Origin of the sequence: Mycobacterium vicinigordonae (assembly GCF_013466425.1) — a bacterium.
Classification (GTDB): Bacteria; Actinomycetota; Actinomycetes; order Mycobacteriales; family Mycobacteriaceae; genus Mycobacterium; species Mycobacterium vicinigordonae.
The window spans coordinates 374,067-397,257 of sequence record NZ_CP059165.1; the positions used below are offsets into that span (position 1 = coordinate 374,067).

At 65.4% G+C, this 23,191-nt stretch carries 26 protein-coding genes and 1 pseudogene; 17 read left to right on the forward strand and 10 right to left on the reverse strand.

Translation table 11 applies throughout. The annotated features are described in order from the left end of the window. Position 1: 1 nt before the first annotated feature. Positions 2-526 carry an SRPBCC family protein gene (locus H0P51_RS01760; protein ID WP_180918671.1) on the forward strand — a complete coding sequence of 175 codons (525 nt, stop codon included), beginning with the start codon at positions 2-4 and terminating at the stop codon, positions 524-526. Continuing rightward, positions 526-1,563 (forward strand): LLM class flavin-dependent oxidoreductase, encoded by a 1,038-nt coding sequence (locus H0P51_RS01765; protein WP_180916364.1) that lies wholly within the window; start codon positions 526-528, stop codon positions 1,561-1,563. Before H0P51_RS01760 ends, H0P51_RS01765 begins: the two co-directional genes overlap by 1 nt. On the opposite strand, the gene H0P51_RS01770 is transcribed toward H0P51_RS01765, so the two are convergent. Beyond that, complete coding sequence (locus H0P51_RS01770) at positions 1,560-2,684, reverse strand: DUF1214 domain-containing protein (protein WP_180916365.1); 1,125 nt, start codon at positions 2,682-2,684, stop codon at positions 1,560-1,562. The two genes, H0P51_RS01765 and H0P51_RS01770, sit on opposite strands and share 4 nt — an antisense overlap. After that, positions 2,681-3,256, reverse strand: coding sequence for a TetR/AcrR family transcriptional regulator (locus tag H0P51_RS01775; protein WP_180916366.1), 576 nt, complete (start codon positions 3,254-3,256; stop codon positions 2,681-2,683). Before H0P51_RS01775 ends, H0P51_RS01770 begins: the two co-directional genes overlap by 4 nt. A 91-nt stretch (positions 3,257-3,347) precedes the next feature. Between H0P51_RS01775 and H0P51_RS01780 the strand changes: the two genes are divergently transcribed. Together H0P51_RS01780 and H0P51_RS01785 are read left to right on the forward strand one after the other, a co-directional pair. Next, entirely contained in the window at positions 3,348-4,520 is a 1,173-nt protein-coding gene (locus tag H0P51_RS01780) for a sulfotransferase family protein (RefSeq protein WP_180918672.1), read from the forward strand. Between the two features lie 18 nt (positions 4,521-4,538). Beyond that, positions 4,539-5,420 carry an alpha/beta fold hydrolase gene (locus tag H0P51_RS01785; protein ID WP_180916367.1) on the forward strand — a complete coding sequence of 294 codons (882 nt, stop codon included), beginning with the start codon at positions 4,539-4,541 and terminating at the stop codon, positions 5,418-5,420. Between the two features lie 118 nt (positions 5,421-5,538). Here H0P51_RS01785 and H0P51_RS01790 read toward each other — a convergent pair whose 3' ends face one another. The 3 genes from H0P51_RS01790 to H0P51_RS01800 are packed head-to-tail and all read right to left on the reverse strand — an operon-like array spanning position 5,539 to position 7,469. Continuing rightward, complete coding sequence (locus tag H0P51_RS01790) at positions 5,539-6,582, reverse strand: zinc-binding dehydrogenase (RefSeq protein WP_180916368.1); 1,044 nt, start codon at positions 6,580-6,582, stop codon at positions 5,539-5,541. A 2-nt stretch (positions 6,583-6,584) separates the two neighbouring features. Continuing rightward, positions 6,585-6,797, reverse strand: a complete 213-nt coding sequence (locus tag H0P51_RS01795) for a TOBE domain-containing protein (RefSeq protein WP_180916369.1) — start codon at positions 6,795-6,797, stop codon at positions 6,585-6,587. Between the two features lie 57 nt (positions 6,798-6,854). Further along, positions 6,855-7,469: a TetR/AcrR family transcriptional regulator gene (locus tag H0P51_RS01800; protein ID WP_180916370.1), complete on the reverse strand. Its 615-nt coding sequence runs from the start codon at positions 7,467-7,469 to the stop codon at positions 6,855-6,857. A 114-nt stretch (positions 7,470-7,583) separates the two neighbouring features. Between H0P51_RS01800 and H0P51_RS01805 the strand changes: the two genes are divergently transcribed. Then, positions 7,584-8,936 carry a cytochrome P450 gene (locus tag H0P51_RS01805; RefSeq protein ID WP_180916371.1) on the forward strand — a complete coding sequence of 451 codons (1,353 nt, stop codon included), beginning with the start codon at positions 7,584-7,586 and terminating at the stop codon, positions 8,934-8,936. Between the two features lie 150 nt (positions 8,937-9,086). On the opposite strand, the gene H0P51_RS01810 is transcribed toward H0P51_RS01805, so the two are convergent. After that, positions 9,087-9,905 carry a phytanoyl-CoA dioxygenase family protein gene (locus H0P51_RS01810; protein WP_180916372.1) on the reverse strand — a complete coding sequence of 273 codons (819 nt, stop codon included), beginning with the start codon at positions 9,903-9,905 and terminating at the stop codon, positions 9,087-9,089. Positions 9,906-10,030: 125 nt separating this feature from the next. Further along, positions 10,031-10,225, reverse strand: a pseudogene (locus tag H0P51_RS01815) (hypothetical protein); the annotation flags it as partial. 109 nt (positions 10,226-10,334) lie between these two features. Here H0P51_RS01815 and H0P51_RS01820 point away from each other — a divergent pair. Then, positions 10,335-10,928, forward strand: coding sequence for a TetR/AcrR family transcriptional regulator (locus tag H0P51_RS01820; protein ID WP_180916373.1), 594 nt, complete (start codon positions 10,335-10,337; stop codon positions 10,926-10,928). Between the two features lie 98 nt (positions 10,929-11,026). On the opposite strand, the gene msrA is transcribed toward H0P51_RS01820, so the two are convergent. Continuing rightward, positions 11,027-11,542 carry a peptide-methionine (S)-S-oxide reductase MsrA gene (msrA, locus tag H0P51_RS01825; RefSeq protein WP_180916374.1) on the reverse strand — a complete coding sequence of 172 codons (516 nt, stop codon included), beginning with the start codon at positions 11,540-11,542 and terminating at the stop codon, positions 11,027-11,029. A 105-nt stretch (positions 11,543-11,647) separates the two neighbouring features. On the opposite strand from msrA, the gene H0P51_RS01830 reads away from it, so the two are divergent. Genes H0P51_RS01830 through H0P51_RS01845 form a run of 4 tightly spaced genes read left to right on the forward strand, consistent with a single transcriptional unit; the run spans position 11,648 to position 14,420 of the window. Then, on the forward strand, positions 11,648-12,154 hold the full coding sequence (locus H0P51_RS01830) for a nuclear transport factor 2 family protein (protein WP_180916375.1): 507 nt from the start codon (positions 11,648-11,650) through the stop codon (positions 12,152-12,154). Then, positions 12,151-13,185, forward strand: a complete 1,035-nt coding sequence (locus tag H0P51_RS01835; RefSeq protein ID WP_180916376.1) for an NAD-dependent epimerase/dehydratase family protein — start codon at positions 12,151-12,153, stop codon at positions 13,183-13,185. The genes H0P51_RS01830 and H0P51_RS01835 overlap by 4 nt, the downstream gene beginning before the upstream one ends. Positions 13,186-13,195: 10 nt before the next feature. Beyond that, positions 13,196-14,011, forward strand: a complete 816-nt coding sequence (locus H0P51_RS01840) for a class I SAM-dependent methyltransferase (protein WP_180916377.1) — start codon at positions 13,196-13,198, stop codon at positions 14,009-14,011. A gap of 34 nt (positions 14,012-14,045) precedes the next feature. After that, positions 14,046-14,420 (forward strand): DUF427 domain-containing protein, encoded by a 375-nt coding sequence (locus H0P51_RS01845; protein WP_180916378.1) that lies wholly within the window; start codon positions 14,046-14,048, stop codon positions 14,418-14,420. On the opposite strand, the gene H0P51_RS01850 is transcribed toward H0P51_RS01845, so the two are convergent. Further along, positions 14,417-14,761: a nuclear transport factor 2 family protein gene (locus tag H0P51_RS01850; protein WP_180918673.1), complete on the reverse strand. Its 345-nt coding sequence runs from the start codon at positions 14,759-14,761 to the stop codon at positions 14,417-14,419. The genes H0P51_RS01845 and H0P51_RS01850 overlap by 4 nt on opposite strands. Positions 14,762-14,958: 197 nt before the next feature. Here H0P51_RS01850 and H0P51_RS01855 point away from each other — a divergent pair, with 197 nt between their 5' ends. Continuing rightward, positions 14,959-15,867, forward strand: coding sequence for a DNA-3-methyladenine glycosylase family protein (locus H0P51_RS01855; RefSeq protein WP_180916379.1), 909 nt, complete (start codon positions 14,959-14,961; stop codon positions 15,865-15,867). A 67-nt stretch (positions 15,868-15,934) separates the two neighbouring features. After that, on the forward strand, positions 15,935-16,486 hold the full coding sequence (gene dps, locus H0P51_RS01860) for a DNA starvation/stationary phase protection protein Dps (protein WP_180916380.1): 552 nt from the start codon (positions 15,935-15,937) through the stop codon (positions 16,484-16,486). A gap of 23 nt (positions 16,487-16,509) precedes the next feature. On the opposite strand, the gene H0P51_RS01865 is transcribed toward dps, so the two are convergent. Further along, the gene (locus tag H0P51_RS01865) at positions 16,510-17,928 is read right to left on the reverse strand and encodes a chloride channel protein (RefSeq protein ID WP_180916381.1); all 1,419 of its coding nucleotides are present in this window, start codon (positions 17,926-17,928) and stop codon (positions 16,510-16,512) included. A 112-nt stretch (positions 17,929-18,040) separates the two neighbouring features. Here H0P51_RS01865 and H0P51_RS01870 point away from each other — a divergent pair, with 112 nt between their 5' ends. The 5 genes from H0P51_RS01870 to H0P51_RS01890 all read left to right on the forward strand — a co-directional run bounded on the left by H0P51_RS01870 (position 18,041) and on the right by H0P51_RS01890 (position 23,185). After that, positions 18,041-19,012, forward strand: coding sequence for a pirin family protein (locus H0P51_RS01870; protein ID WP_180916382.1), 972 nt, complete (start codon positions 18,041-18,043; stop codon positions 19,010-19,012). A gap of 2 nt (positions 19,013-19,014) precedes the next feature. Next, entirely contained in the window at positions 19,015-19,650 is a 636-nt protein-coding gene (locus H0P51_RS01875) for a TetR/AcrR family transcriptional regulator (protein WP_180916383.1), read from the forward strand. 79 nt (positions 19,651-19,729) lie between these two features. After that, positions 19,730-20,671 carry a class I SAM-dependent methyltransferase gene (locus tag H0P51_RS01880; protein ID WP_180916384.1) on the forward strand — a complete coding sequence of 314 codons (942 nt, stop codon included), beginning with the start codon at positions 19,730-19,732 and terminating at the stop codon, positions 20,669-20,671. Positions 20,672-20,691: 20 nt separating this feature from the next. After that, positions 20,692-21,633, forward strand: coding sequence for a class I SAM-dependent methyltransferase (locus H0P51_RS01885; protein WP_180916385.1), 942 nt, complete (start codon positions 20,692-20,694; stop codon positions 21,631-21,633). Positions 21,634-21,751: 118 nt separating this feature from the next. Continuing rightward, the gene (locus tag H0P51_RS01890) at positions 21,752-23,185 is read left to right on the forward strand and encodes an aldehyde dehydrogenase family protein (protein WP_180916386.1); all 1,434 of its coding nucleotides are present in this window, start codon (positions 21,752-21,754) and stop codon (positions 23,183-23,185) included. Positions 23,186-23,191: the final 6 nt, after the last annotated feature.

Consider the following 23,191-nt stretch of genomic DNA (forward strand, 5'->3'; position numbering starts at 1 on the left):
AATGTATGGGGTGGAGTGGACCGGCGCGCGCTATGCGGACAACCCGACCGTGCAAGCTTCCACGTGGATCGACGCCGATCCACAGCGGGTCTGGGATCTGGTATCCGACATCGAGCTGATGCCGACCCTGAGCAATGAGCTACAGCGGGTCGAATGGCTCGACGGAGTGACCGGCCCGCGGGTCGGTGCCCGCTTCGTCGGCTACAACGAACACGACGCATTCGGCAAGTGGAGTAGCACGTCGCAGATCGTTTCGTGTGATGAACCGCGCGAATTCACCTGGGCGGTAGGCGAACCCACCTACCCCGCGGCAACCTGGCGGTTCCGCCTGACACCGCAGGATGGCGGCACCACGCTGTCGTACTGGACGCAGATGGGTCCGGGCCGCTCGGGATTGTCCAATGCCATCGATGCAATGCCGGACAAGGAACAGAAGATCGTGTTCGTGCGGCTGCGTGAGTTCGAAGCGGCCATCGACAAGACACTGGCGGCGATCAAGAGACTGGCCGAGCACGGGGTGCGCTGATGCGCACCGCCACGACGGTCGAGCTGTCGGTTGCGCCCACGCAAACCGTGGAATTCGTGGTCGAGGCCGAGAAGCTGGGCCTGGACGTGTGCTGGGTCGCTGAGGCGTGGGGGGCCGACGCGCCGTCCGCGCTGGGTTATCTGGCGGCCCGCACCGAACGGATGCTGCTCGGGTCGGGGGTTCTGCAGGTTGGCACTAGGTCGCCGGTGCTGGTCGCCCAGACTGCGATGACGTTGGCCAACCTGTCGTCCGGACGGTTCCTGCTCGGCCTGGGTGCCTCCGGTCCGCAGGTGATTGAGGGGTTGCATGGTGTCTCGTTCGCGCGGCCGCTAGCACGCGTTCGCGAGACCGTCGAGATCATTCGAGAAGTCTTCACGGGCGGAAAAATCTCCTATGTTGGCAAGGAATTCCAGATTCCACGCCCAGGCGAGGCGAAGCCGATGCGGTTGTCGACTCGCACCGAGCACCCGATCCCGATCTACCTCGCTGCGTTATCGCCCGCGATGCTGCGGCTGACCGGGAAGGTCGCCGACGGCTGGCTGGGCACCAGCTTCGTACCCGAGGGCGCCGGGCAGGCCTACTTCGCCCACCTCGACGAAGGTATGGCCGATGCCGGGCGTACCCGCGCCGACATCGACATCTGCCAGGGCGCCGAAGTCGCGTTCGCCCGCGACGAGGACGAATTGCGCGCCATGGTCGCAGCGCGCAAGACCGAACTGGCCTTCAGCCTCGGCGGCATGGGGTCGGCCAGCACCAACTACTACAACCAGGCGTATAGCCGGCAGGGCTGGAGCGACGTCGCCGCCCAGGTGCGGAAACGCTGGCAGGCGGGGGACCGGTCGGGCGCGGCCGCGCTGATCACTGACGAAATGGTGCTGGCAACCACCTTGATTGGGACCGAGGAGATGGTGGTTGCGCGCCTTGCGGATTGGCGGGACGCCGGGGTCGATACGGTACGGCTGTACCCCGCCGGTGACACGCTGGACGCCAAGCTGAGCACGCTGGCCCGGGCGATCGAACTGGTCAACGCCGGTTAGCTCACCTCGGTGGGGGCGTCAGCCAGCTTTACCAACTTGACTTCCGGCCGGGCCGGGACATGGTCGGCGAGAAACCAGCGGAAGGCCAGGTTGCCGCGCGGATAGCCCAGCGTCGTGAGCGAATTCGGGTGTGAAGTCCGCTCTTTGGACAACACGACGGTCACTGAGCCGTCGCTGTTGGGCACCGCGCTGTGGCAGTTGACCGAGCAGCGGGCGTCGGGGCCCTCCGAGGCGCCGAAGGTGGCCATGAACTGGTTCCAGACCACGAGGTTCCAGAATCGGCACGCGGGCGGCCGATGGGTGATAACAAGTGCTTCGTCGTTCCCCGGACCATCCTCGAGGACGAAACTGCCGTATGCGTAGCAGGCGTCGCGCGCCGACCAGCCGAAGTTGGCGTCGGGCACTTGATAGGGATCAGCGAATTCGTTTGCGGCGTAGGCGACTTCGTGACCGAGAGCGTGCTCGTCATCGGCGCGGGTGCCCACCGCGAGCGGCACGATCGCGAACATGGTGCGCAGCCACGTAGTCACCGCTGCCAGCCGCTGTGCCGTCTCGGCGTCACCGTGCCGGATCGGATCGGCGTCGTCGAGCGCCTCGATGTTCCAGGTGACGGGTCGGCCGGTCGACGGGTCGGCCTGATAGTCCCGGGTCATCAGCATGGCCGCGTCGGGCGTCGCCGGGAACTCGAAGCTGAAGTTGCCGTTGGCGTCGACGTCGAGGTCGGTGTCGCGGACGATCGAGACGACGCGGTCCGACCAAGCGCCGGGCGAAGGCTCGTTGTAGGCCGTCAACGAAAAGTACACGCTGTCGCCCTTGTTGCCGCTGATCCGGTAGCGCCGCTGCGGATCCACCGGGCAGCAGAAGTAGTAGGCGTCGGTGTTGTCGCCGCCCCAGCGGCGGTCGCGGCGGAATGGAGTGTTGACCGCGAAGAACTGCGGCCGACCGGGTTCGGTGAACAGGTAGGTGTCTAGTGCGACGCCCAGCGTGGTGGCCAGCATGCGGTAGCCGTCGGCGATATGGCGGTCGTCGGTGACGGCTTTGTCGCCCTCGAGGAAGCCGCGGTCCAGCTCGCCGAGGGTAGCGAGCAGCTCTTTCCATGCGGCGGTCGATTCGTGTGTCATCCGCTGATTCCTTTCAGGAGCAATGTGGTGGTGCGATCGACCCAGGCGTCGTCGAGTTCGCTGATACGAGTGAGCAGGGCGATCAACGTCAGACCGGCGATGGCCTCGGCCAATTCGGTGGCCGATACGTCGGCCCGGATTTCGCCGCGTGCGGCGGCGGTCCGCAGGCGTTCGGCTAGACCCCCGGTAAAGATGCCAGCGAACCGTTCCAACAGCGCTTTGTGCAAGGTCGGGTCGGCGGCCATCTCGGCGACCAGTCCGGGCAGCGCCGCGCGGGCGGCGGAGGTGGTGAGCACGGCGGTCGTGCGTCGCACCATTTCGCGCAGGTCATCGGGTAGCGACCCGCTGTCCGGGATTTCAGTGGCGGCGCCGATTGGGAACACCGCCTCGTGCACCAGATGTGCCTTGCTGGGCCAACGACGGTAGATGGCGGGTTTGCTGGTGCCGGCGCGCTCGGCGATCGCCGAGACCAACAGGCCGGGGTAGCCGGTCGCGGCGAGCAGCTCGACGGTGGCGTTGAGCACCGCGGCGTCGATGCGCGGGTCACGGGGCCGACCGAGATCTAGAACCATTACGAAACTCAGAGTAACATAAGTCGCCGTGACCCGTCTTGACGATCTTGAGAAGCCACAGTTCAGTGCGCAGGCGCAGCCGATCCTGGACATGATGGCCACGATGGCCCCGGACTGTCCGCTTGATTCTGCCGCTCTGCACGCCAGAGCCACCGCGGATACCGGGTTGTCCGACTTCGGGCCGACCGATTACCGCGAACGCCTCGATGTCTACCTCGCCGCGCTCCACGAGATCGACGGCATGCACGACGCCGGGGTGGTCAACTTCCACGGACAGCTGCTACAACTGCTCAAGAACCGGCTGCTACTGACCGACCTGAAGAGCCGGCACCCCGAGATAGACGACCTCGAACTGCATTCGCCCGTGGTGATTGCGGGCCTGCCCCGCACCGGCACGACCCACCTGCATAACCTGCTTGCCGCGCCTCCCACCTTTCGCACCATGCCGTACTGGGAGAGCAACGAGCCGTTCCCCCTTCCCACTGAAGCCGGCGCAGACGCTGATGCGCCGGATCCGCGGCGCGCCCGTATGGACGTCGCCGTCAGCGTAATCAACCTGTTGATGCCGCATTTCGCGCTGATGCACGAAATGACCACCGACCACGTCCACGAAGAGATTCAGCTGTTGGCCAACGACTTCTCCACGATGTTGTTCGAGACGCTCGGCCATGTACCCCGCTGGCGCGACTACTACCAAACTCACGATCAGACACCGCATTACGAGTACCTGGCAAGTCAGCTCAAGGCGATGCAGTTCCTGCGCGGCGGACGGCGTTGGCTGCTCAAGTCCCCGCAGCATCTCGAACAGGTGCCGGTGCTCGATCGCGTATTCGGCGACAGCATTGTCGTTTTCACCCACCGTGACCCGGTACCGGTGGCGCTGTCGATGATCGCGATGATCACCTACTCGGCGCGCATGCACCGTTCGCCTGTGCCGGTGCGACAGATCGCCGAATACTGGATCGATCGCCTCGACCGGATGCTCGCCGCGCTGGTCCGTGACCGCGACACCCTGGGGCACGACCGCTCGATCGACGTCCGGTTCGACGACTTCATGGCCGAAGAACTGGGCGTCGCTAAGCGGATTTACGCACTTGCCGACGAGCCGTACACCGACGAGGTCCGCAGCGCCGTCGGCGCCTACCTGGCTGGCCACGAGCGGGGCCGGTTGGGCAGCGTCGAGACCTCCTGCGAAATGTTCGGGTTGGACGAAGGCGAGTTGCGGGAGCGCTTCGCGCCCTACGTCGAACGCTTCCTGACCTGAGGACTAGCGTTTGAAGCCATGATCGCTATGCCCGCAATGGACGGCGTCGAACACCGATATGTGGAACTAGGCGACGTCACCATCCACGTCGCCGCGGCGGGCCCGGTCGACGGGCCGGCGGTGATGCTGGTGCATGGCTTCCCGGAGAACTGGTGGGAATGGCACAAGCTGATCGGACCCTTGGCCGCCGACGGCTATCGGGTGCTGTGTCCCGACCTGCGAGGCTCGGGGTGGAGTTCGGCGCCGCCGTCGAGCTACACCAAGGACGAGATGGCCGACGACCTCGCCCGCGTACTGGACTCGCTGGGCGTCGCGAAGGTCAAGCTCGTCGCCCACGACTGGGGCGGGCCGGTCGCGTTCATCATGATGCTGCGCCACCCGGAGAAGGTGACGGGCTTCTTCGGCATGAACACCGCGGCGCCGTTTGTGAAGAACGACCTCGCATCGCTGCGCAACCTGTGGCGATTCTGGTACCAGATCCCGATCTCGCTGCCGGTGATCGGTCCCCGATTGCTTGGCGATCCGAAGGCCCGGTTCGCCCGAGCCCTGGGTTCGTGGGTCGGCGGGGGATTCAAACTCGCCGACGAAGACATTCGGCTCTACATCGACCGGATGCGCCAGCCGGGCCATGCCGAGGCCGGATCGCGGTGGTATCGCTCGTTCCAGACCAAGGAGATGGTGCGCTGGGCGCGCGGCGAGTACGACGACGTCCGCGTCGAGGTGCCGGTGCGTTGGCTCACCGGTACCCGGGATCCGGTGATCCGTCCGGAGATGGCCGACGTATATGCCGACCACATAAGCGATTTCGAGGCCGAGCGGGTTGACGGAGTCGGGCACTGGATCGTGCACCAGCGGCCGGATCTGGTGCTCGATCGGGTGCGCGCGTTCCTGCTTCTCTAGGTCCGGCCGATGGTCGTGACCCGCTGCGCTCGGCCTTCGGCCGCGCTTGCGATCACGACGCCGGCTGATGGTCGTGACCCGCTGCGCTCGGCCTTCGGCCGCGCTTGCGATCACGACGCTAGGGCTGGACCAGGATCCGGATCGGGTTACCCTCTTGGCGCTCCAGCTTCTCGATGCCGGCGCGGATGTCTTGCAGCGGGACGATTTCGCTGATCGAACGTGAAATATCAAGGCGCCCGTACGACACCAGCTCCGCGAGGGTCTCGATGTCGACGTTCTGATAGCCGAGATGGCCAAGCACCTGCTTGCGGCTCAACCCAAACATGGCGGTAGGGCCTACTGTTGGGGACTCGGCGCTCATCCCGACGCCGACAAGCCGGCCGCCGCTGGTCAGAGAATTAAGCGCCTGCTCGAACGTCACCTTGAGACCGACGGCATCGAACGCCACATCGAGCAACCGGCCGCCGGTGACCTCTGCGAGCTTGTCGCGCAGTGCGTCGTCGCGAGTGTCGAACGCGTAATCCGCACCGAGCTGCAGTGCCCGCTCCAACACCGCAGGGTTGACGTCCAGGGCGATCACCGGCACGGCGCCAACAAGTTTCGCGAGTTGGACGATGTGGGTTCCCACACCACCGACCCCCCACACCCCAACCGACTCCCCGACGGCGACCTTGCCGGTGCGCACGACTGCGCCGAACGGTGTGGACACCGCGTCGGCCAGAATTGCGGCCTGTTCCAGCGGCACGTTGTCCGGGACGCGGGTCAGGCCTGCCGCCTGGGCAAGGGTGTATTCGGCCCAGGCACCGTCATAAGCGAAGGCCATCAACTGAAGCCGCAGACAGTTGACGACATCGCCGCGACGGCAGTTGGGGCAGTGCTGGCAGGGTCGGCCGGCGGCCACCACCACCCGGTCACCCACGGCCCAGCCGGTCACGTCGGGGCCGAGTTCGGCGATGGTTCCGGAGGCTTCGTGCCCCTGGGTGACCACGGGCGCCTGGGCGGGGAAGGTTCCGTTGATCAGGCTCAGGTCCGAGTGGCAGATGCCGCAGAACGCGACCTTGACCAGGACTTCGCCAGGTCCGGGTCGTGGTATCGGAACATCTTCCAGCACAACACTTTTAGTGTCAGCGTAGAAGCGCTCGGCGCGCATGGTGGACGCCATAGTCACTCGACGCCGATCGTCACTTCGGTGGACTTGATGAACACGGTCGCGGGCTGCCCGACTTGCAGGCCGAGTTCGACCGCCGCGTCCCTGGTGACCGAGGACGTGACGATCTGATCGCCACCGTCGAGACGGACCTTGACGATCGCCATCACGCTGCCGAGATCGACCTCGGCGATGATTCCCTTGAGCTGGTTACGAGTGGACAGGCGCATCGTCGAGGCCCTCCGGTGTCGATGATCGGGACTGAACGAGCCTAACCCGCGGTGGCCTCAATGTCGGGGGCCCAGCAACGCAATCGAGGCGTCGACGGCCGGCTCGACGACTTCGCGGGGCGGCCTGCCGTCCTCGACCGCGAGGGCGACGAGTTCGCGCAGACCGCCGACCAGGATCACCGCCAGCGGTTGGGTCAGCGGTGGCAGGTCCGCGCGCTGGAAACCCGGGCTACCGCTGAGATCGACAAGGAGATTGGTGAGCACTTCCAATCCGTGGCGCTGCACCGGCCGGGCGACCTCGCCGAGGTAGGTGAATTCGCGAATCCAGCTCAGGGTGATGGCGGGCCGGGACTCGATGTGGCCGACGTAGCCCTCCACCGCTTGGCGAATCTGCTGGTGCCAGTCTGCCTCGGGATCGACGGCGGCCCGAATGTCCTGGGCCAGGACGGTGATCTCGACTTGCAGCAGCTCCAGGAAGCACTGTTCCTTGCTGGGGAACTGGTCGTAGAAGGTGCGCTTGGAAGTGCGGGCGTGGCGGACGATGTCGGCCACGGTGGTGGCACGATATCCGCGCTCACCGATTGAGGCGGCCAGACCATCGAGCAGGCGAAGACGAAACGGTTCGGGCACGGTTTCCTCGGCCAGGTCAACATTGCCAGCCGCGACGGTCACCGGTGAGTCCCTTCCCTTGTCAGGCCTGGTACCACAGAGTACCGTACCTGGAAAGCCCTGTGGTACGCCGTGGTACCACCGCTGGACTCGGGCAGATTTGGAGCGCAGACACCAATGAGCACCGAAGCTGTAAGCGATGTGACAACCGCCCCACGCGTGGACGACGTCCGGTTGCCGCCAGCAGTGCGGGGCCCGAAGCTGTTGCAGGGCATAGGGTTTACTTTCCCCCGCCGCTGGTTCATCGATCGCATGACGCGGCGCCACGGCCCGGTCTTTATGGTGCGGATTCCGGTGTTCGCAAACGTGGTGGTGGTCGGTGACCCGCAGCTGGCCAAGCAGGTGTTCACCACTAGCCCCGACGAGCTGGGCAACATCCAGCCCAACCTGAGCCGCCTGTTCGGCTCGGGTTCGGTCTTCGCGCTCGATCGTGACGATCACCGTCGTCGCCGCCGACTGCTGGCGCCGCCGTTCCACGGTAAGGCGATGAAGAAATACGAAGCCATTATCGAAGAGGAGACGCTGCGCGAGACGGCCAACTGGTCGCAGGGCCAGTTGTTCGAGACGCTGCCCTCGATGAACCGCATCACCCTCAACGCGATCCTGCGGGCGATCTTCGGGGCCGACGGAGCCGAACTCGACGAGCTACGCCGCATCATCCCGCCTTGGGTCACCCTGGGCTCGAAGATGGCGCTGATGCCGCAGACCAAACGCAGCTACGGTCGCTTCAGTCCGTGGGGCCGGATGGCCCAGTGGCGCAAGCAGTACGACGCCGTCATCGACAAGTTGATCGCCGCCGAACGCACCGACCCGAACTTCGCCGACCGTACCGATGTGCTGGCTCTGATGCTGCGCAGCACCTACGACGACGGTATGGTCATGTCCCGCAAGGACATCGGGGACGAGCTACTTACCCTACTGGCCGCTGGTCACGAAACCACCGCGTCGACGTTGGCGTGGGCGTTCGAGCGGCTGACCCGGCACCCCGAAGTATTGGCGGCGCTGGTCGCGGAGGCCGACGAGGGCGGTAGCGAGCTGCGTCAGGCGACCATCTGGGAAGTCCAGCGGGTAAGCAACGTGATCGACTTTGCGGCCCGAAATGTCAACATACCGGCGTATCGGCTCGGTGAATGGACTATCCCGCAAGGGTATTCGATCATGACGTGCATCTCGCAGATCCATCAGAACCCAGCGGCGTTTCCCGACCCGCAGCGCTTCGACCCGCAGCGCTTTGTCGAGTCCAAGCCTTCGTCATTCGCGTGGATACCGTTTGGCGGTGGCACCCGCCGCTGTGTGGGCGCGGCCTTCGCCAACATGGAGATGGACGTGGTATTGCGAACGGTATTGCGCGAGTTCACGTTTGAGACTACCGATGCGCCGGGCGAGCGCTCCCGCAATCGTGGAGTGGCATTCGTGCCAAGGAAGGGTGGCCGTGTCGTCGTGCACCGGCGGCGCTGTGGTGAAAGATGAAATAGCGCAGGACCGAGCCACGTTGCTCACCCGGATCATCTCCGAGAGTGTCGGCAGGTCATTCGGTGCGATCGAGGAAGCCAAGGCGGTGAACGGCTGGTGGTCGTACGGCAGTGGCGATGCTCGCCTTTGGCGGTCCTCCGCTACGCGCTATCCCGCATCGTGGCCGGCTGACTGGCCATGGCCTGCGGCAGATTTCGTGGCCAGCTGGGTGGCCGTTGCCTCAACGAGACGGCGTGGATCGCGCCCGTCGACATAGCCGATGAAGGGTGGGTAAAGCCCGTAACCGAGCAGTGCCTGCACGCGGGTCGGGTACTGGGCGGCGACGGCAGGAGGCACGGCCAGTGTCATCGTCTCGATGGGTCTTATCCACGGTTCGCAGAATTGCGTCGTGATCCCCAACCGAGTCGTGTCGCTGACGTTGGCACCGCCACGATGGTAAGTGGTGCCCAGAAACACCACCGCTGAGCCTGCGCTCATTTCGATCTTGCGGATCCGCGAGTCGAACTCATCCGGAGCCTCGCCTCCCCATAGATGGCTGCCCGGCAGGATTTCGGTGGCACCGTTCGTAGCCGTGAAGTCATCGAGCGCCCACACAGCAGACACGCCGAGGTGTTGGCGCGGGCGGGGCAAGGCGCAATGCCCGTCGTCTGGATGAAGCGCTTGCGCGGTCTCGCCCGGATGCACATTTATCACGATGTGCGCCGAGAGCAGGTACGCCGGATGAAGAAGTTGGTCCAGCAACGCCGCCAGGTCGGGATGTGTTGCTAGAACGGCAGTGGACGGTGCCTTGGCGAGTACCGCATAGACGCGTTGGGACCGTAGACCCTCGAAGTCGTTGCGGCCGAAAGGCGCCGATGCCAGTAACGGTGCCATCTCGTCGCGAATGAGTTCGACTTCTCGGGCGCTCAGTACGTCGTGAAGCACGACGTAGCCCTGCGAGCGGAGCTGCGCGAGCGAGGAGCTCATTGCAGCCAACGACTCTGCGACGATGCCGTGAGCGCCGCGCTGGATCGGTTCTGCTCCATCATGAGCGCCGCGAAGCGATACAAGGCCAATAGCGAGATGAACCCGAACATGAAAAAGATGACGCTGTGACCGAACACCGCCACCACGAGCGCCAGTGACGTGATCGTCTGCGGGATGACAGGCAAGCCCGCGCCACCGGTCAATATCCCCGAACGCATGGTCATCACGACCCAGACGACGCAGGCGACGCCCATCGCCACGTCGATCGGATTCGCCCGGCGCGCTTGACTACTCGTACGGTCGTCGGTGCTCGTGCTCATTCGCCACAGCCCTTCCGATCATGGATCCACCGTGTGCTAGCAGCCCGTCAGGCGAACATTAGGCTAGAATAATATTCTAGTCAATGGGCGATTCCAGTATTGTTCGGTGATGCCCACCGCCGCGAAGACCGGCGCTCCGCGCCGGCGTGCGATCCTCGATGCAGCGCTGACGATCTTTCTTAAGAACGGGGTGGCGGGTACCACCATCGAGGCTCTGCACCGTGAATCTGGGGCCAGCGTGGGCAGCATCTACCACTTTTTTGGGAGTAAAGAAGGCGTCGCCGCCGAGCTATACATCGCCACACTCCGCGACTACTTCGACGCCTATCTTGCTGCCCTGCAGGGCAACTCGAGCGCGCGCGGCGGGATCGAAGGGTCTGTGCGCACTCACCTAGAGTGGGTCGCCTCAAACGAGATGCGCGCGCGCTATCTGTTTCATTGCCGAGAGTACGAGGTAATCGAGGAGTCTCGGCCGGCGACCTCCGCCCTGAACGAACAGTTCTATAGCGAGGCCAACGCTTGGCTGCAGCCGCACGTGGAGAGGCGCCGCATTAAATTCCTACCGCCCCGGTTGTGCCAAGCGCTCTGGATGGGACCCAGCGTCGAATATGCCAGGCTATGGCTCGCACGGGCGGCGGAGTTCGACATCTACGATGCAGCGCCGGTCCTAGGTACGGCGGCATGGAACGCTCTCAAGGTTTGATCCTCTGCACCCACGGCCATGCCGGTGCTCCAGCCCGTTGGGTGCCCACACCACGCCCGTAAGTACTGGCTGCAGCCTTCCGGGGAGCGGCAAAACCCCTACCGGCTGGCGTCGGCCCGGCGCGGCAGTTTCCAGCCGGGCCGCACGAAATGGCAGGTGTAGCCGTGTGGATAGCGCAGCAGGTAGTCCTGGTGTTCGGGTTCGGCCTCCCAGAAATCCCCAACCGGGCTGACCTCGGTGACCACCTTGCCCGGCCACAGCCCCGAGGCGTCGACGTCGGCGATGGTGTCCAGCGCGATCCGCTTCTGCTCCTCGCCGGTGTAGAAGATCGCCGACCGGTAGCTGGGCCCGCGGTCGTTGCCCTGCCTGTCCTTGGTGGTCGGGTCGTGGATCTGGAAGAAGAACTCCAGTAGAGCGCGGAAGTCGGTGACGCTCGGGTCGAAGATGATCTCGACGGCCTCGGCATGTGTGCCATGGTTGCGGTACGTCGCATTGGGCACGTCGCCGCCGCTGTAGCCGACGCGCGTGGACACCACGCCGGGCTGCTTGCGGATCAGGTCCTGCATGCCCCAAAAGCAGCCTCCGGCGAGAACTGCGCGTTGTGTGTTCGTCATGTCGCGTCCCTGCTTTCACGTCAAATCAGTTTCACCCGGGCCCTCCCGATTATCCGGAATCGCGGCCCCTCGACAAACATTGGTAGAACATGTTCTAGTTTTGGCGTGAGCAGCCCGAAATTCTCCAAGAGTGAACTGGCGGCAGCCTTCGAGAAATTCGAACAGACCGTTGCCCGCGCCGCCGAAACGCACGACTGGGACGCCTGGGTGCAGCACTACACGCCCGACGTCCTGTACATCGAGCACGCGATGGGCACCATGCACGGGCGCGACGAGGTCCGCACCTGGATCGAGCGGACGATGTCGACCTTCCCCGGCAGCTACATGGTGGAATTCCCATCGCTGTGGTCGGTGATCGACGAGCCCACCGGGCGGGTGATCATGGAACTCGACAACCCGATGCGAGACCCCGGTGACGGCAGCGTGATCACCGCGACCAACATCTCGATCATCACCTACGCCGGTGACGGCCTTTGGCGCCGGCAGGAAGACATCTACAACCCGCTGCGCTTCCTGCAGGCCGGACTCAAGTGGTGCGAGAAGGCCCAGGAGTGCGGCAACCTCGACGCCGAGGCCGCCGCCTGGATGAAGCGCAACGGCGGCGGCCGGTGAGCGGCAAACCGAAGCTGGTCATCGGCGCCAACGGATTCTTGGGTTCGCACGTCACGCGCCTGCTCGTGCAGGACGGCCACCAGGTGCGCGCGATGGTGCGTCCCACGGCCAATACCCGATCCATCGACGACGTGAACGTGACCCGCTTCCACGGCGACGTCTTCGACACCGCGATCGTGCGCGAAGCCATGGATGGCGTCGACGACGTGTATTACTGCGTGGTCGACACCCGGGCGTGGCTGCAGGACCCGGCGCCGCTGTTCCGCACCAACGTCGAGGGGTTGCGCAACGTCCTGAATGTCGCCAAAGACGCTGGGCTGCATCGATTTATCTTCACCAGCAGCTATGCGACGGTCGACCGTCGGCACGGGCACGTGGCGACCGAGAAAGACCGGATCCCGCCGCAGCGCCGGGTGAGCCCCTACGTCCAGTCTCGGGTGCAGGCCGAGGACCTGTTGCTGCGCTACGTCGCCGACCACGGCTTGCCTGCCGTGGCGATGTGCGTCTCCACGACCTACGGCGCCGGTGACTGGGGCAGAACCCCGCACGGCGCGTTCATTGCCGGCGCAGTCTTCGGCAAGCTGCCGTTCCTGATGCGCGGCATCCAGCTCGAAGTCGTGGGCGTCGACGACGCGGCGCGGGCCATGATCCTGGCCGCCGAACACGGTCGAAACGGCGAAAAGTACCTGATCTCCGAACGAATGATCCCGTTGAGCGACGTGGTGCGCATCGCGGCGGACGAGGCTGGGGTGCCGCCGCCGCGCCGGGCCATCCCGGTTCCCGTGCTCTACGCCCTGGGTGCGCTGGGCAGCCTGCGGGCCAAGCTCACCGGCAACGACGCCGAGCTCAGCCTGGAGTCGGTGCGGATGATGCGTGCCGAAGCCGACGTCGACTCCGGCAAGGCAGTCCGGGAGCTGGGTTGGCAGCCGCGCCCGGTGGAGGAGTCGATTCGCGAGGCCGCGCGCTTCTGGGCGGCCATGCGCACGGCCGGCAACACCAGCAAGACTGGCGAAGCGAGCCGATTGGAATAAGCTCGCGACAATGGAACGAGTTCATGTCGATCTCGACGGACCACCCCAGACGATGCTGGCGACGCTGTACGCGAAGGCCCTCGACGCCGACGCGCCGAATTCGATCCTGCACGACGAGTTCGCGAAATCCGCTGTCGCACAGATTGATTACGACTGGGCCGCGACCTCGATCACCCCGCGGCGAGCTCCGTCGGTAGCCGTTCGCACCGCCCATTTCGACAACTGGACGCGCCAATTCCTGGACGCGCACGAGCAGGCCACGGTGCTGCACGTCGGCTGCGGTCTGGACGCCCGCGTATATCGGCTGGACCCCGGACCCGGCGTGCGGTGGTACGACATCGACTATCCCGACGTGATCGCGCTGCGCGAGCAGGTTTACCCGGCGCGCGACGACTACCGGATGGTGGCGGCCTCGGTCACCGACCCGAGCTGGCTGTCCGAGGTACCGGCCGACCGCCCCACCCTGTTCCTCGGCGAAGGTCTGACCATGTACCTGACCGAGGACGACGGGCTTGCGTTGCTGCGCCGCGTCGTCGACCGCTTCCAGTCGGGCGAGCTTCAGTTCGACGCCTTCAACACGCTCGGAATCCGCACCCAGGTCATCAATTCGGTGGTCCGGCGCTCCGGTTCGACACTGCACTGGGCGATCGACGGGCCGTCAGACATCCTGGGCGCGGTTCCGGGGACCCGCCTACTGGCCTGGGAATCAGTCTTCGACAGCGATACGTTCCACCAAGTGTCGCCAGTGGTGCGCTGGATCGGCCGGGCGATGGCCATTGTCCCGGCGATGCGGAACATGGCGCAGTACCACCGCTACGCGTTCTGACGAAAATGCGCGTTCTGATGAAAAGAGGTCGATCATGAGCCACCCGGAAATCAAGGAGCCCAGTGCCGGACACCCGATCACCATCGAGCCGACCGCAGACCGGGTTCAGGTCCGCGTCAACGGCGAACTGATCGCCGATACCACCGCCGCGCTCGGACTGCAGGAGGCCACCTTGCCCCTGGTGCAATACATTCCGCTGGCCGATGTGGCGCGGGACCGGATCGTGCGCACCGAGACCACCAGTTACTGCCCCTTCAAGGGTGAGGCCAGCTATTACAGCGTCACTACCAGCGCCGGTGAGACCGTGCCGGACGCGATCTGGACCTACGAGCAGCCCTATCCGGCGGTCGCGGCGATCGCCGGGCACGTTGCCTTCTACCCGAACAAGGCCGAGATCACGGTCGGTTAGGGAAACATCCGCGCGAAGGACTGAGTGTCGCTGTATTCGCGCAGCGAGGTGATCACGCCGTCCTTGGTGTCGAAGATGCAGACGAAGGGGCTCTCGTACTCGTCGCCGATGGACCCGACTCCCTCGACCTGGCCCTCGATCACCACGGTCTCGCCCTCGTTGACGCAGCGCAGCAGTTCGATGTTGACCTCGAACAGCTGTTTACGACGGTTGTTAGCGCGGCGCATCGCATCCTTGTCCATCGTCGTGCGTCCGACGATGCTCCAATAGGTGAAGTCGTCGCTGAGCAGCGCGAACCCTTCATCGAGGTCCCCGCCCTCACACAGGCTCTGCAGGAACATCCATGCCAGCTCGGCCTGCGGGTCGTCGAAAGGCGTCGTCACGGCGTCATCACCACGTCATCCTGTAACGGGGGATGGTTGGCGGTCAATTGACGGCGGTGTCGAACAAAACGGTGGTGTCGAACAGAACGGCGATGTCGAAACATAACGGCGGTGTCGAACATAACGGCGGTGTCGAACAAGGGAGACTCAGAGCGGTGATCGCACGTACCGTCACGTTCCCCGGCGCCGGCGGCTTTGGGCACACGCTGGCGCCGCTGCGACGCGGCCGGGGTGACCCCTGCTTCCGCGCGCTCGTTGACAGCACAATCTGGCGCACCAGCCTGCTGCCGTCCGGGCCCGTCTCGGCGCGCATCAGCAGGGTCTCCCCCGACAGCGCCCACTGCCAAGCGTGGGGAGACGGAGCGGCCGAATTCGTCGACTTGTTGCCCGCAATGCTGGGCGCACACGACGACGCGTCAGATTTTGCGCCGCAGCACCCGACGGTTGCCGCGGCGCGCCGCAAGGTGCCGTCCTTGCGACTGGGCCGCACCGGGCAGGTGCTCGAAGCGCTGATCCCGGCCGTCATCGAGCAGCGCGTGCCGGGCGCAGATGCCTTCCGCTCCTGGCGGGTGTTGGTCACCAAATACGGCACAACCGCACCCGGCCCGGCGCCGGATGGGATGCGGGTGCCGCCGTCGGCCGCGGGGTGGCGGCGCATTCCGTCCTGGGAGTTCCATCTCGCCAACGTCGATCCCGGGCGGGCACAGACGGTGGTGGGCTGTGCGCGGCGGGCGTCATCCCTGGAACGGTTGGCCTCGATGCCGCCAGCTCGGGCGCGCATGGCGCTGACGTCGCTGCCGGGTGTCGGAGTATGGACGGCGGCCGAGACGGCGCAACGGGCCTTCGGCGACGCCGACGCATTGTCCGTCGGCGACTATCATATCTCGAAGATGATCGGTTGGACGTTGCTCGGATACCCGATCGACGACGCGGAAATGGTCGAATTGCTCGAACCGATGCGTCCGCACCGACATCGGGTGGTGCGGGTGCTCGAAGCCAGTGGTCTGGCCTACGAACCGCGGCGCGGTCCGCGGCTGCCGGTACAGCACATCAACCGGATGTGAGTGGTTAGCGCTGCGGCCTTCGGGTACCCGCCTTGGAGGACGACAAGCGACTTTCAAGGGGAAACCGATGACGCAGTTCACGATTCCGGGACTGACCGACAAGCAGGGCGCGCGCCTTGCCGAGATACTGCAGCGCCAGCTGAGTACCTACAACGATTTGCACTTGACGCTCAAGCACATTCACTGGAATGTGGTGGGTCCCAACTTCATCGGCGTACACGAGATGATCGACCCGCAGGTGGACGCGGTACGCAAGTTCGCCGACGATGTAGCCGAACGCATTGCGGCACTGGGTGCTTCACCGAAAGGGACGCCAAGCGCGATCCTCGAGGACCGCGATTGGGACGACTACTCGGTGGATCGCGACACCGTCCAAGCCCACCTGGCTGCACTGGACTTGGTCTACAACGGGGTGATCGAGGACATTCGCAAGGCCATCAACGAGACCGACGAACTCGACCAGGTCACTCAGGACCTCTTGATCGGGCAGGCCGGCCACCTGGAAAAGTTCCAGTGGTTCGTTCGTGCGCACCTGGAGAGTTCCGGCGGAAAGCTGGACCACGCGGGAGTGACCACGGAAAAGGCGGCCGCGAAGTCGGCACGTCGCAAGGCGGGATGACGCACCCTCGACGCGTCATTTCACTACTCGTTTGATCTGCGCTTGCGTTCCGCCACGGCGACTTCACGATTCAAGCGTTGCGCCTCGTAAATGGTGACGTTAGTGCGTGAGATCAATAGTGAGGCTATTCCCACCGCAAGGATTGCTCCGGGCACCACGGAGAACGAGCCCGTCATTTCCGCAACCATGATCATGATCGCCAGCGGGGCGCGCGCGACGCTGCCGAAACACGCCATCATGCCGACCACGACGAAGATCCCCGGCTGTTCGGGAACCCCAGGGAGTCGGGCCAATTCGCCGATGCGCCACACTGCCGCGCCGAGAAAGGCTCCGATCACGATGCCGGGCCCGAACAAGCCGCCGGAACCGCCGCTTCCGATGGACAGGCAGGTCGCGACGATCTTGGCGACCGGCAATAAAAGGATGATCCAGAGCGGGATGGCCAGCAGCGAAGAACGGTCGGCGGCCAGCTGCGCCCAGCCGTAGCCGCTGCCCAGAATCTGCGGCACTGCCAGGCCCAGCAACCCGACCAGCAGGCCTCCCACCGTGGGTTTCACCACGGGTCCGCCCGGCAGCCGGCGCACCAGCGCCACTGCGGCGTGGAATGCGCGCGCGTACAGGTAGCCGACAGCTGCCGCGACCACTCCGATCACCACGAACCACAGCAGTGGCCAGGCACGCTCGAAGCGGTACTCGGCGTCGATGTAGCCGAAGAGCGGATCGAAGCCCAAAAAGGCGCCGAGCACCGCGTAGGCCGTTCCGGATGCGATGAACCCGGGCAGCAGCGTGCGGTTGTCGAAGTCGTCGCGATAGATGATCGATCCGGCGAGTACTGCCCCGCCGAGGGGCGCGGCGAAGATGGCGCCGATACCCGCGCCGATACCGAGTGCCACGGCGACGCGGCCGTCGTCGTCGGACAGATTCAGTCGTCGGGTCAGCAGCGAGGCGAAGCCGGCGGAAATCTGCGCGGTGGGCCCCTCCCGTCCGGCTGAGCCTCCCGAACCGATGGTCAGAGCACTGGCGATCATCTTCACCAGCACTGCCCGGCCCCGGATAGCCCGCGGGTTGATGTGCACCGCCTCAATGGCCTCGTCGGTGCCGTGCCCGGTGGCCTCCGGGGCGAATCTGGCGACGATTAGCGCGGACAGCAGGGCCCCGCCCGTCGTCACCAGCGGTATGGCCCAAGCGCGGGCAAACCGCGCCGACCCGTGGCTGCCGCCTTCACCACGGGGGGTGGGAACGTCGTAGTCGGCCAGGTAGCCGAGCAGGAACGCCCCGGTGTATTTCAGCGCTTGGTAGAAGACGACCGCGGCCAGACCGGAAATGACGCCGATCGTGGTACCCAGCAACAGCCATTTGGGCAGATAGCTCGCCTTTTGGATCGAGGCGCCGAACCGTCCGCCAGCGGATTCGGGAGGTGCCTCATCCTGAGGGTCCGACATGGTCGGCAGGTTAACAGCGCCATGAAAGTGCGCAGCCCCGTGTGCCCGCCCGAGGAATAAACGGACTGTGGTCCGGTTATATGGGACAACTTCGAAAAATCAGGAGGTAACAATGCCGGCTATAACCGCGGACACATTGACCCTGCCCCGGGTGGCCCCGGCCGGACCAGCAGACACCGAGCGGCCGGTCCAGTCGGTCACGACAGGTCCCCGCGGCTACGAGGGGTTGGGATTCCCGGTGGTCCGGGCCTTCGCCGGGGTCAGCGCCGCCGCACTAGACCCGTTCGTGCACATGGATCAGATGGGTGAGGTGGACTACGAACCGGGCGAGCCACGAGGCACCGACTGGCATCCGCACCGCGGCTTCGAGACGGTGACGTACATGATCGACGGGACCTTCGCCCACCAGGACTCGCACGGCGGCGGTGGGCTCATCGCCAACGGCGCAACCCAGTGGATGACCGCCGGGTCGGGCGTATTGCACATCGAAACCCCGCCAGCCGAGATGGTGCACAGCGGCGGCGTGTTCCACGGCATCCAGCTCTGGGTGAACCTGCCGAAGCGAGACAAGTTCGCCCCGCCGCGCTACCAGGCCATCGAAGGCACTGACACCGAGCTGCTAGCGTCCGAGGACGGCGGCGCCCTCATCCGCATCATCGCGGGGGAGATCGACGACAACGCCGGTCCTGGCGTCACTCACACCCCGATCACGATGGCCCACGCGACAGTAGAAAGCGGTGCCCGCTTGAATATCCCGTGGCGCCGGGACTTCAACGCCTTGGTCTACGTGCTGTCCGGGGAAGGTGCGGTCGGCCCCGTCGGACACCCGATCAAGCAAGGACAACTAGCCGTCCTCGGGCCGGGCGACCGGATCACCGTGTCGGCGAGAGCGGGGCGGCGAACCCCCTTGGACGTGTTGATCCTGGGAGGGCAGCCGATCCGCGAGCCGGTCTTCCACTACGGACCGTTCGTAATGAACTCCAAGGCCGAGGTGATCGAGGCGCTCGAGGACTATCAGGCGGGCAAATTCGGCAGTATCCCCCCGAACGCTCTAATGCCGCACCGTGGCGATGGCACACTCTAGGAATGCCACAAACGGCAAGTCGCGGGCCTGGGCGACCCCCCGCCGCAAAAGCTGACGAGACGCGTAAGCGCATTGTGAATGCCGCGCGTCAGGTGTTCAGCGAACGTGGCTACGAGGGTGCGACGTTCCAGGCCATTGCGATGCATGCCGATCTGACCCGGCCGGCGATCAACCACTACTTCGCCAGCAAACGGGTGTTGTACACCGAAGTGGCCGACCGCACCCTCGAACTGGTAGTCAGCGCCGGAATTGAACGCGCTCGCGGAGAGTCGACTCTGATCGGCCGGCTTGCCTCGTTCATCACCGTCGCGATGGAGGCGGACGCACAGCATCCTCGCACCGCCGCGTTCATGGCCACCGCCGTGCTGGAGTCGCAGCGGCATCCCGAGCTGAGCAACGCCGACAACGACGCCGTGCGCACCACTCGAGAATTTTTGTGTTGGGCGGTCTCAGAGGCGGTCGCGAGCGGGGAGCTCGCGCCCGGCGTCGACGTCACTGCGGTTAGCGAGTCGCTGCTGCTGGTGCTGTGTGGAGTGGGGTTCTACGCGGGCTTCGTTGGCAGCTATCAGGAGGTCGAGAACATCCTCGGGACGTTGCGGCAGATGGTTGCCGGCGGGCTTTGGACGTCCACGGCCTGAGGCGCGCTGATCTGGAACGCGGTGAGCTGCCGCACAAACCGTATAGGTTGCCTAACTTATTAGGTATCATGGCCGAGTCATGACTGATCTGGACTCGCCCTCCCTGCCTTCATTGCGAACCGCTGGGGACAGCTGGCACATCACCGAGAGTGTCGGCGCCACCGCTTTGGCGGTCGCCGCGTCGCGTGCGGTGGAGACAGCCGGAGAGAATCCCCTGATCCGCGACGAGTTCGCGGGGCTGCTGGTCGCCTCGGCCGGTCCGGCCTGGGCCCGACTGGCCGACCCTGGCATCGCGTGGCTCGACGGAGACGAGCACGGTCGACGGATACACCGGGTCGGCTGCGACTACCAGGCGGTGCGCACCCACTACTTCGACGAGTACTTTGCTGCCGCCGCCCAGGCCGGCATCCGGCAGATGGTCATTCTGGCCGCCGGCCTGGACGCGCGGGCCTACCGGCTGCAATGGCCGACGGGTACTCAGGTGTACGAGATCGACCAGCCCAAGGTGCTGGAATACAAGGCCGAGATTCTGAGTTCCTCCGGCGCGGCTACCACGGCGGCACGGCATGCTGTCGCGGTTGACCTGCGCGACGACTGGCCCGCTGTGCTGACCTGCGCCGGTTTTGACCCGGGCCAGCCGACCGCGTGGCTGGCCGAGGGTCTGCTGGCCTACCTGCCCAGCGATGCCCAGGACCGCCTCTTCGAGATGTGCTCCGCCCTCAGTGCGCCGGGCAGCCGGATCGCCGTCGAGGCGTTCACTATGGTCGTCAACGGCAACCGCCAGCGCTGGGACCGGATGCGCGACCGGCTCGGTCTGGACGTGAACATCGGGGCCCTGACCTATCACGAACCGGACCGCTCGGATCCGGCTCAATGGCTCACCGACCACGGCTGGCAGGTCGACGCCGTGGCCAATCATGAGGAAATGGCCCGACTGGGCCGTCCGGTGCCTGAAGACCTGATCGGCGAGGCAATCACGTCGACTCTGATGCAAGCCCATCGCACCGGCTCAGCCATCTAAGCAAGCGGGGGAGTACGCCAATGAGCACACTGCGCAGCCACGACGACACCTGGGACATCAGGACCAGCGTCGGCACCACCGCCGTGATGGTGGCCGCCGCCCGGGCCGTCGAGACCGAACAGCCTGACGCGCTGATCCGCGACCCTTACGCGAAGCTTCTGGTGACCAGCGCCAACGCCGGCGTGCTGTGGGAGGCCATGCTTGACCCGGACGTCGCGGCCAAGGTCGCGACGCTGGACCCCGAAGCCGCCGCCATGGTCCAGCACATGCGCGGCTACCAGGCCGTCCGCACTAATTTCTTCGACACGTTCTTCGCCGACGCCGTCGCCGCCGGAATCCGGCAGGTGGTCATCTTGGCGTCGGGCCTGGACTCGCGCGCCTACCGGCTGGATTGGCCGGCCGGCACCACGGTGTTCGAGATTGACCAGCCCCAGGTGCTCGAGTACAAGTCGACGACCTTGGCCCAAAGCGGTGCGACCCCCTCGGCCGACCGCCGGGCCGTGGCCGTCGACCTGCGCCAGGACTGGCCCGCGGCGCTGCGTCAGGCCGGTTTTGATCCGGCGGTTCCGACGGCGTGGCTGGCCGAAGGCCTGCTCATGTATCTGCCCGGTGAGGCGCAGGACCGGTTGTTCGCCCAGGTCGGTGAGTTGAGTGCGCAGGGTAGTCGGATCGCCGCGGAAACCGCGGCCAACCACGCCGACGAGCGTCGCCAGCAGATGCGCGAGCGGTTCCGCAAGGTTGCCGAGGAGATCGGGCTGGAGGAAACGGTCGACGTCGGCGAGTTGATGTACCGCGACGAAAACCGCGCCCCGCTGGCTGACTGGCTCAACGACCACGGTTGGCGGGCCACTGCGCAGAGCTCGGTCGATGAGATGCAGCGCATGGGCCGCTGGGTAGTCGAGGTGCCGATGGCGGATGACCGGGACGCCTTCTCCGATTTCGTGACGGCTGAGCGCCGGTAGTTCTTCTTTCCCTTGCCGTCCTATTGCCGGCAAAGCCGGGTGGCTAGGATCGCGTCTATCACCCAATAGGCGACCGCGCAGAGCACCACTGCGGGCACCTCGGGAAGGAAGGACAACGATGACCACCGAATCCCCGCCCGCCCCCACGCAGACCACGGCTGCCCCCGAAGCAAGCACCATCCCTGAGACTGTTGCCCGGCTACGCAAGACTTTCGCATCCGGCCGCACCCGCAGCTACGAGTGGCGCAAGCAGCAGTTGCTGGCCCTGGCCAGGCTGGTGGAGGAGAACGAGCCCGCCATCGCCGCCGCGCTGGAAGAGGACCTGGACCGCAACCACGTCGAGGCGTTCATCGCCGACATCGCCACCACCGCGGGCGAGGCCAAGTACGCCGCCAAGAAGCTGAAGAAGTGGATGCGGCGCAAGTATCTGCTGCTGGAGGCGCCGCAGCTGCCCGGCCGCGGCTGGGTGGAGTACGAGCCCTACGGCACCGTGCTGATCATCGGCGCGTGGAACTACCCGTTCTACCTGACGCTGGGTCCGGCGGTCGGCGCGCTGGCCGCCGGCAACGCCGTCATCCTCAAGCCGTCGGAGATCGCCGCGGCGTCGTCGCGGCTGATGGCCGAGTTGGTGCCAAAGTACTTGGACCGCGACGCGGTCGCGGTGGTCGAGGGCGACGGCATGGTGAGCCAGGAGCTGATCGCCCAGGGGCTCGACCGGGTGATGTTCACCGGTGGTACCGAGATAGGTCGCAAGGTGTATGAGGGGGCGGCGCCGCACCTGACACCGGTGACGCTGGAGCTCGGCGGCAAGAGCCCCGTGGTGGTGGCCGCCGACGGCGACATCGACGTGGCGGCCAAGCGAATCGCCTGGCTGAAGATCCTCAACGCCGGTCAGACCTGCGTGGCACCCGACTACGTGCTAGCCGACGCGTCCATCCGTGATGAGCTGGTCGACAAGATCGGCGCTGCCCTCACCAAGTTCCGGTCCCAGGAAAACCAGGCCGGCATGCGCATCGTCAACCAACGCCAGTTCGACCGGTTGAGTGGCTACATCGCCAAAGCCGAAGCCGACGGCAGCGCCAAGGTCGCCGTCGGCGGCAAGTGCGACGCGGACAGCTTGCGCATTCAGCCGACCGTGGTCGTCGATCCCGCCGCCGACGGACCACTCATGCAGAACGAGATCTTCGGACCGTTGCTGCCGGTGCTCACCGTGAAGAACTTCGACGAGGCCATCGAATTCATCAACGCTCGGCCAAAGCCGCTGTCGGCGTACCTATTCACCAAGTCGAAGGACATTCGGGAGCGATTCATCAAGGAAGTGCCGGCTGGCGGCATGCTGATCAACCACATCGCATTCCAGGTGTCGACGGCCAAGTTGCCGTTCGGCGGCGTGGGTGCGTCCGGAATGGGCGCCTACCACGGCAAATGGGGATTCGACGAGTTCAGTCACCGCAAGTCGGTGCTGACCAAGCCGACGCGTCCCGACTTTTCCAAGATGATCTACCCGCCCTATACCGAGCGCGCCTTCAAGCTCGCGCGAAAACTGTTCTGACTCAAT

What these genes read in the sequence shown, in the direction of transcription:
- H0P51_RS01780 (WP_180918672.1), top strand. Translation starts at nt 3,348, where the DNA reads ATGATGGCCACGATGGCCCCGGACTGTCCGCTTGATTCTGCCGCTCTG.
- H0P51_RS01865 (WP_180916381.1), bottom strand. Translation starts at nt 17,928, where the DNA reads ATGTCGGACCCTCAGGATGAGGCACCTCCCGAATCCGCTGGCGGACGG.
- H0P51_RS01845 (WP_180916378.1), top strand. Translation starts at nt 14,046, where the DNA reads ATGAGCCACCCGGAAATCAAGGAGCCCAGTGCCGGACACCCGATCACC.
- H0P51_RS01775 (WP_180916366.1), bottom strand. Translation starts at nt 3,256, where the DNA reads ATGGTTCTAGATCTCGGTCGGCCCCGTGACCCGCGCATCGACGCCGCG.
- H0P51_RS01795 (WP_180916369.1), bottom strand. Translation starts at nt 6,797, where the DNA reads ATGCGCCTGTCCACTCGTAACCAGCTCAAGGGAATCATCGCCGAGGTC.
- H0P51_RS01810 (WP_180916372.1), bottom strand. Translation starts at nt 9,905, where the DNA reads ATGAGCTCCTCGCTCGCGCAGCTCCGCTCGCAGGGCTACGTCGTGCTT.
- H0P51_RS01820 (WP_180916373.1), top strand. Translation starts at nt 10,335, where the DNA reads ATGCCCACCGCCGCGAAGACCGGCGCTCCGCGCCGGCGTGCGATCCTC.
- H0P51_RS01785 (WP_180916367.1), top strand. Translation starts at nt 4,539, where the DNA reads ATGATCGCTATGCCCGCAATGGACGGCGTCGAACACCGATATGTGGAA.
- H0P51_RS01885 (WP_180916385.1), top strand. Translation starts at nt 20,692, where the DNA reads ATGAGCACACTGCGCAGCCACGACGACACCTGGGACATCAGGACCAGC.
- H0P51_RS01765 (WP_180916364.1), top strand. Translation starts at nt 526, where the DNA reads ATGCGCACCGCCACGACGGTCGAGCTGTCGGTTGCGCCCACGCAAACC.
- msrA (WP_180916374.1), bottom strand. Translation starts at nt 11,542, where the DNA reads ATGACGAACACACAACGCGCAGTTCTCGCCGGAGGCTGCTTTTGGGGC.
- H0P51_RS01760 (WP_180918671.1), top strand. Translation starts at nt 2, where the DNA reads ATGTATGGGGTGGAGTGGACCGGCGCGCGCTATGCGGACAACCCGACC.
- H0P51_RS01805 (WP_180916371.1), top strand. Translation starts at nt 7,584, where the DNA reads ATGAGCACCGAAGCTGTAAGCGATGTGACAACCGCCCCACGCGTGGAC.
- H0P51_RS01880 (WP_180916384.1), top strand. Translation starts at nt 19,730, where the DNA reads ATGACTGATCTGGACTCGCCCTCCCTGCCTTCATTGCGAACCGCTGGG.
- H0P51_RS01875 (WP_180916383.1), top strand. Translation starts at nt 19,015, where the DNA reads ATGCCACAAACGGCAAGTCGCGGGCCTGGGCGACCCCCCGCCGCAAAA.
- H0P51_RS01770 (WP_180916365.1), bottom strand. Translation starts at nt 2,684, where the DNA reads ATGACACACGAATCGACCGCCGCATGGAAAGAGCTGCTCGCTACCCTC.
- H0P51_RS01850 (WP_180918673.1), bottom strand. Translation starts at nt 14,761, where the DNA reads ATGTTCCTGCAGAGCCTGTGTGAGGGCGGGGACCTCGATGAAGGGTTC.
- H0P51_RS01790 (WP_180916368.1), bottom strand. Translation starts at nt 6,582, where the DNA reads ATGGCGTCCACCATGCGCGCCGAGCGCTTCTACGCTGACACTAAAAGT.
- H0P51_RS01840 (WP_180916377.1), top strand. Translation starts at nt 13,196, where the DNA reads ATGGAACGAGTTCATGTCGATCTCGACGGACCACCCCAGACGATGCTG.
- H0P51_RS01870 (WP_180916382.1), top strand. Translation starts at nt 18,041, where the DNA reads ATGCCGGCTATAACCGCGGACACATTGACCCTGCCCCGGGTGGCCCCG.
- H0P51_RS01890 (WP_180916386.1), top strand. Translation starts at nt 21,752, where the DNA reads ATGACCACCGAATCCCCGCCCGCCCCCACGCAGACCACGGCTGCCCCC.
- dps (WP_180916380.1), top strand. Translation starts at nt 15,935, where the DNA reads ATGACGCAGTTCACGATTCCGGGACTGACCGACAAGCAGGGCGCGCGC.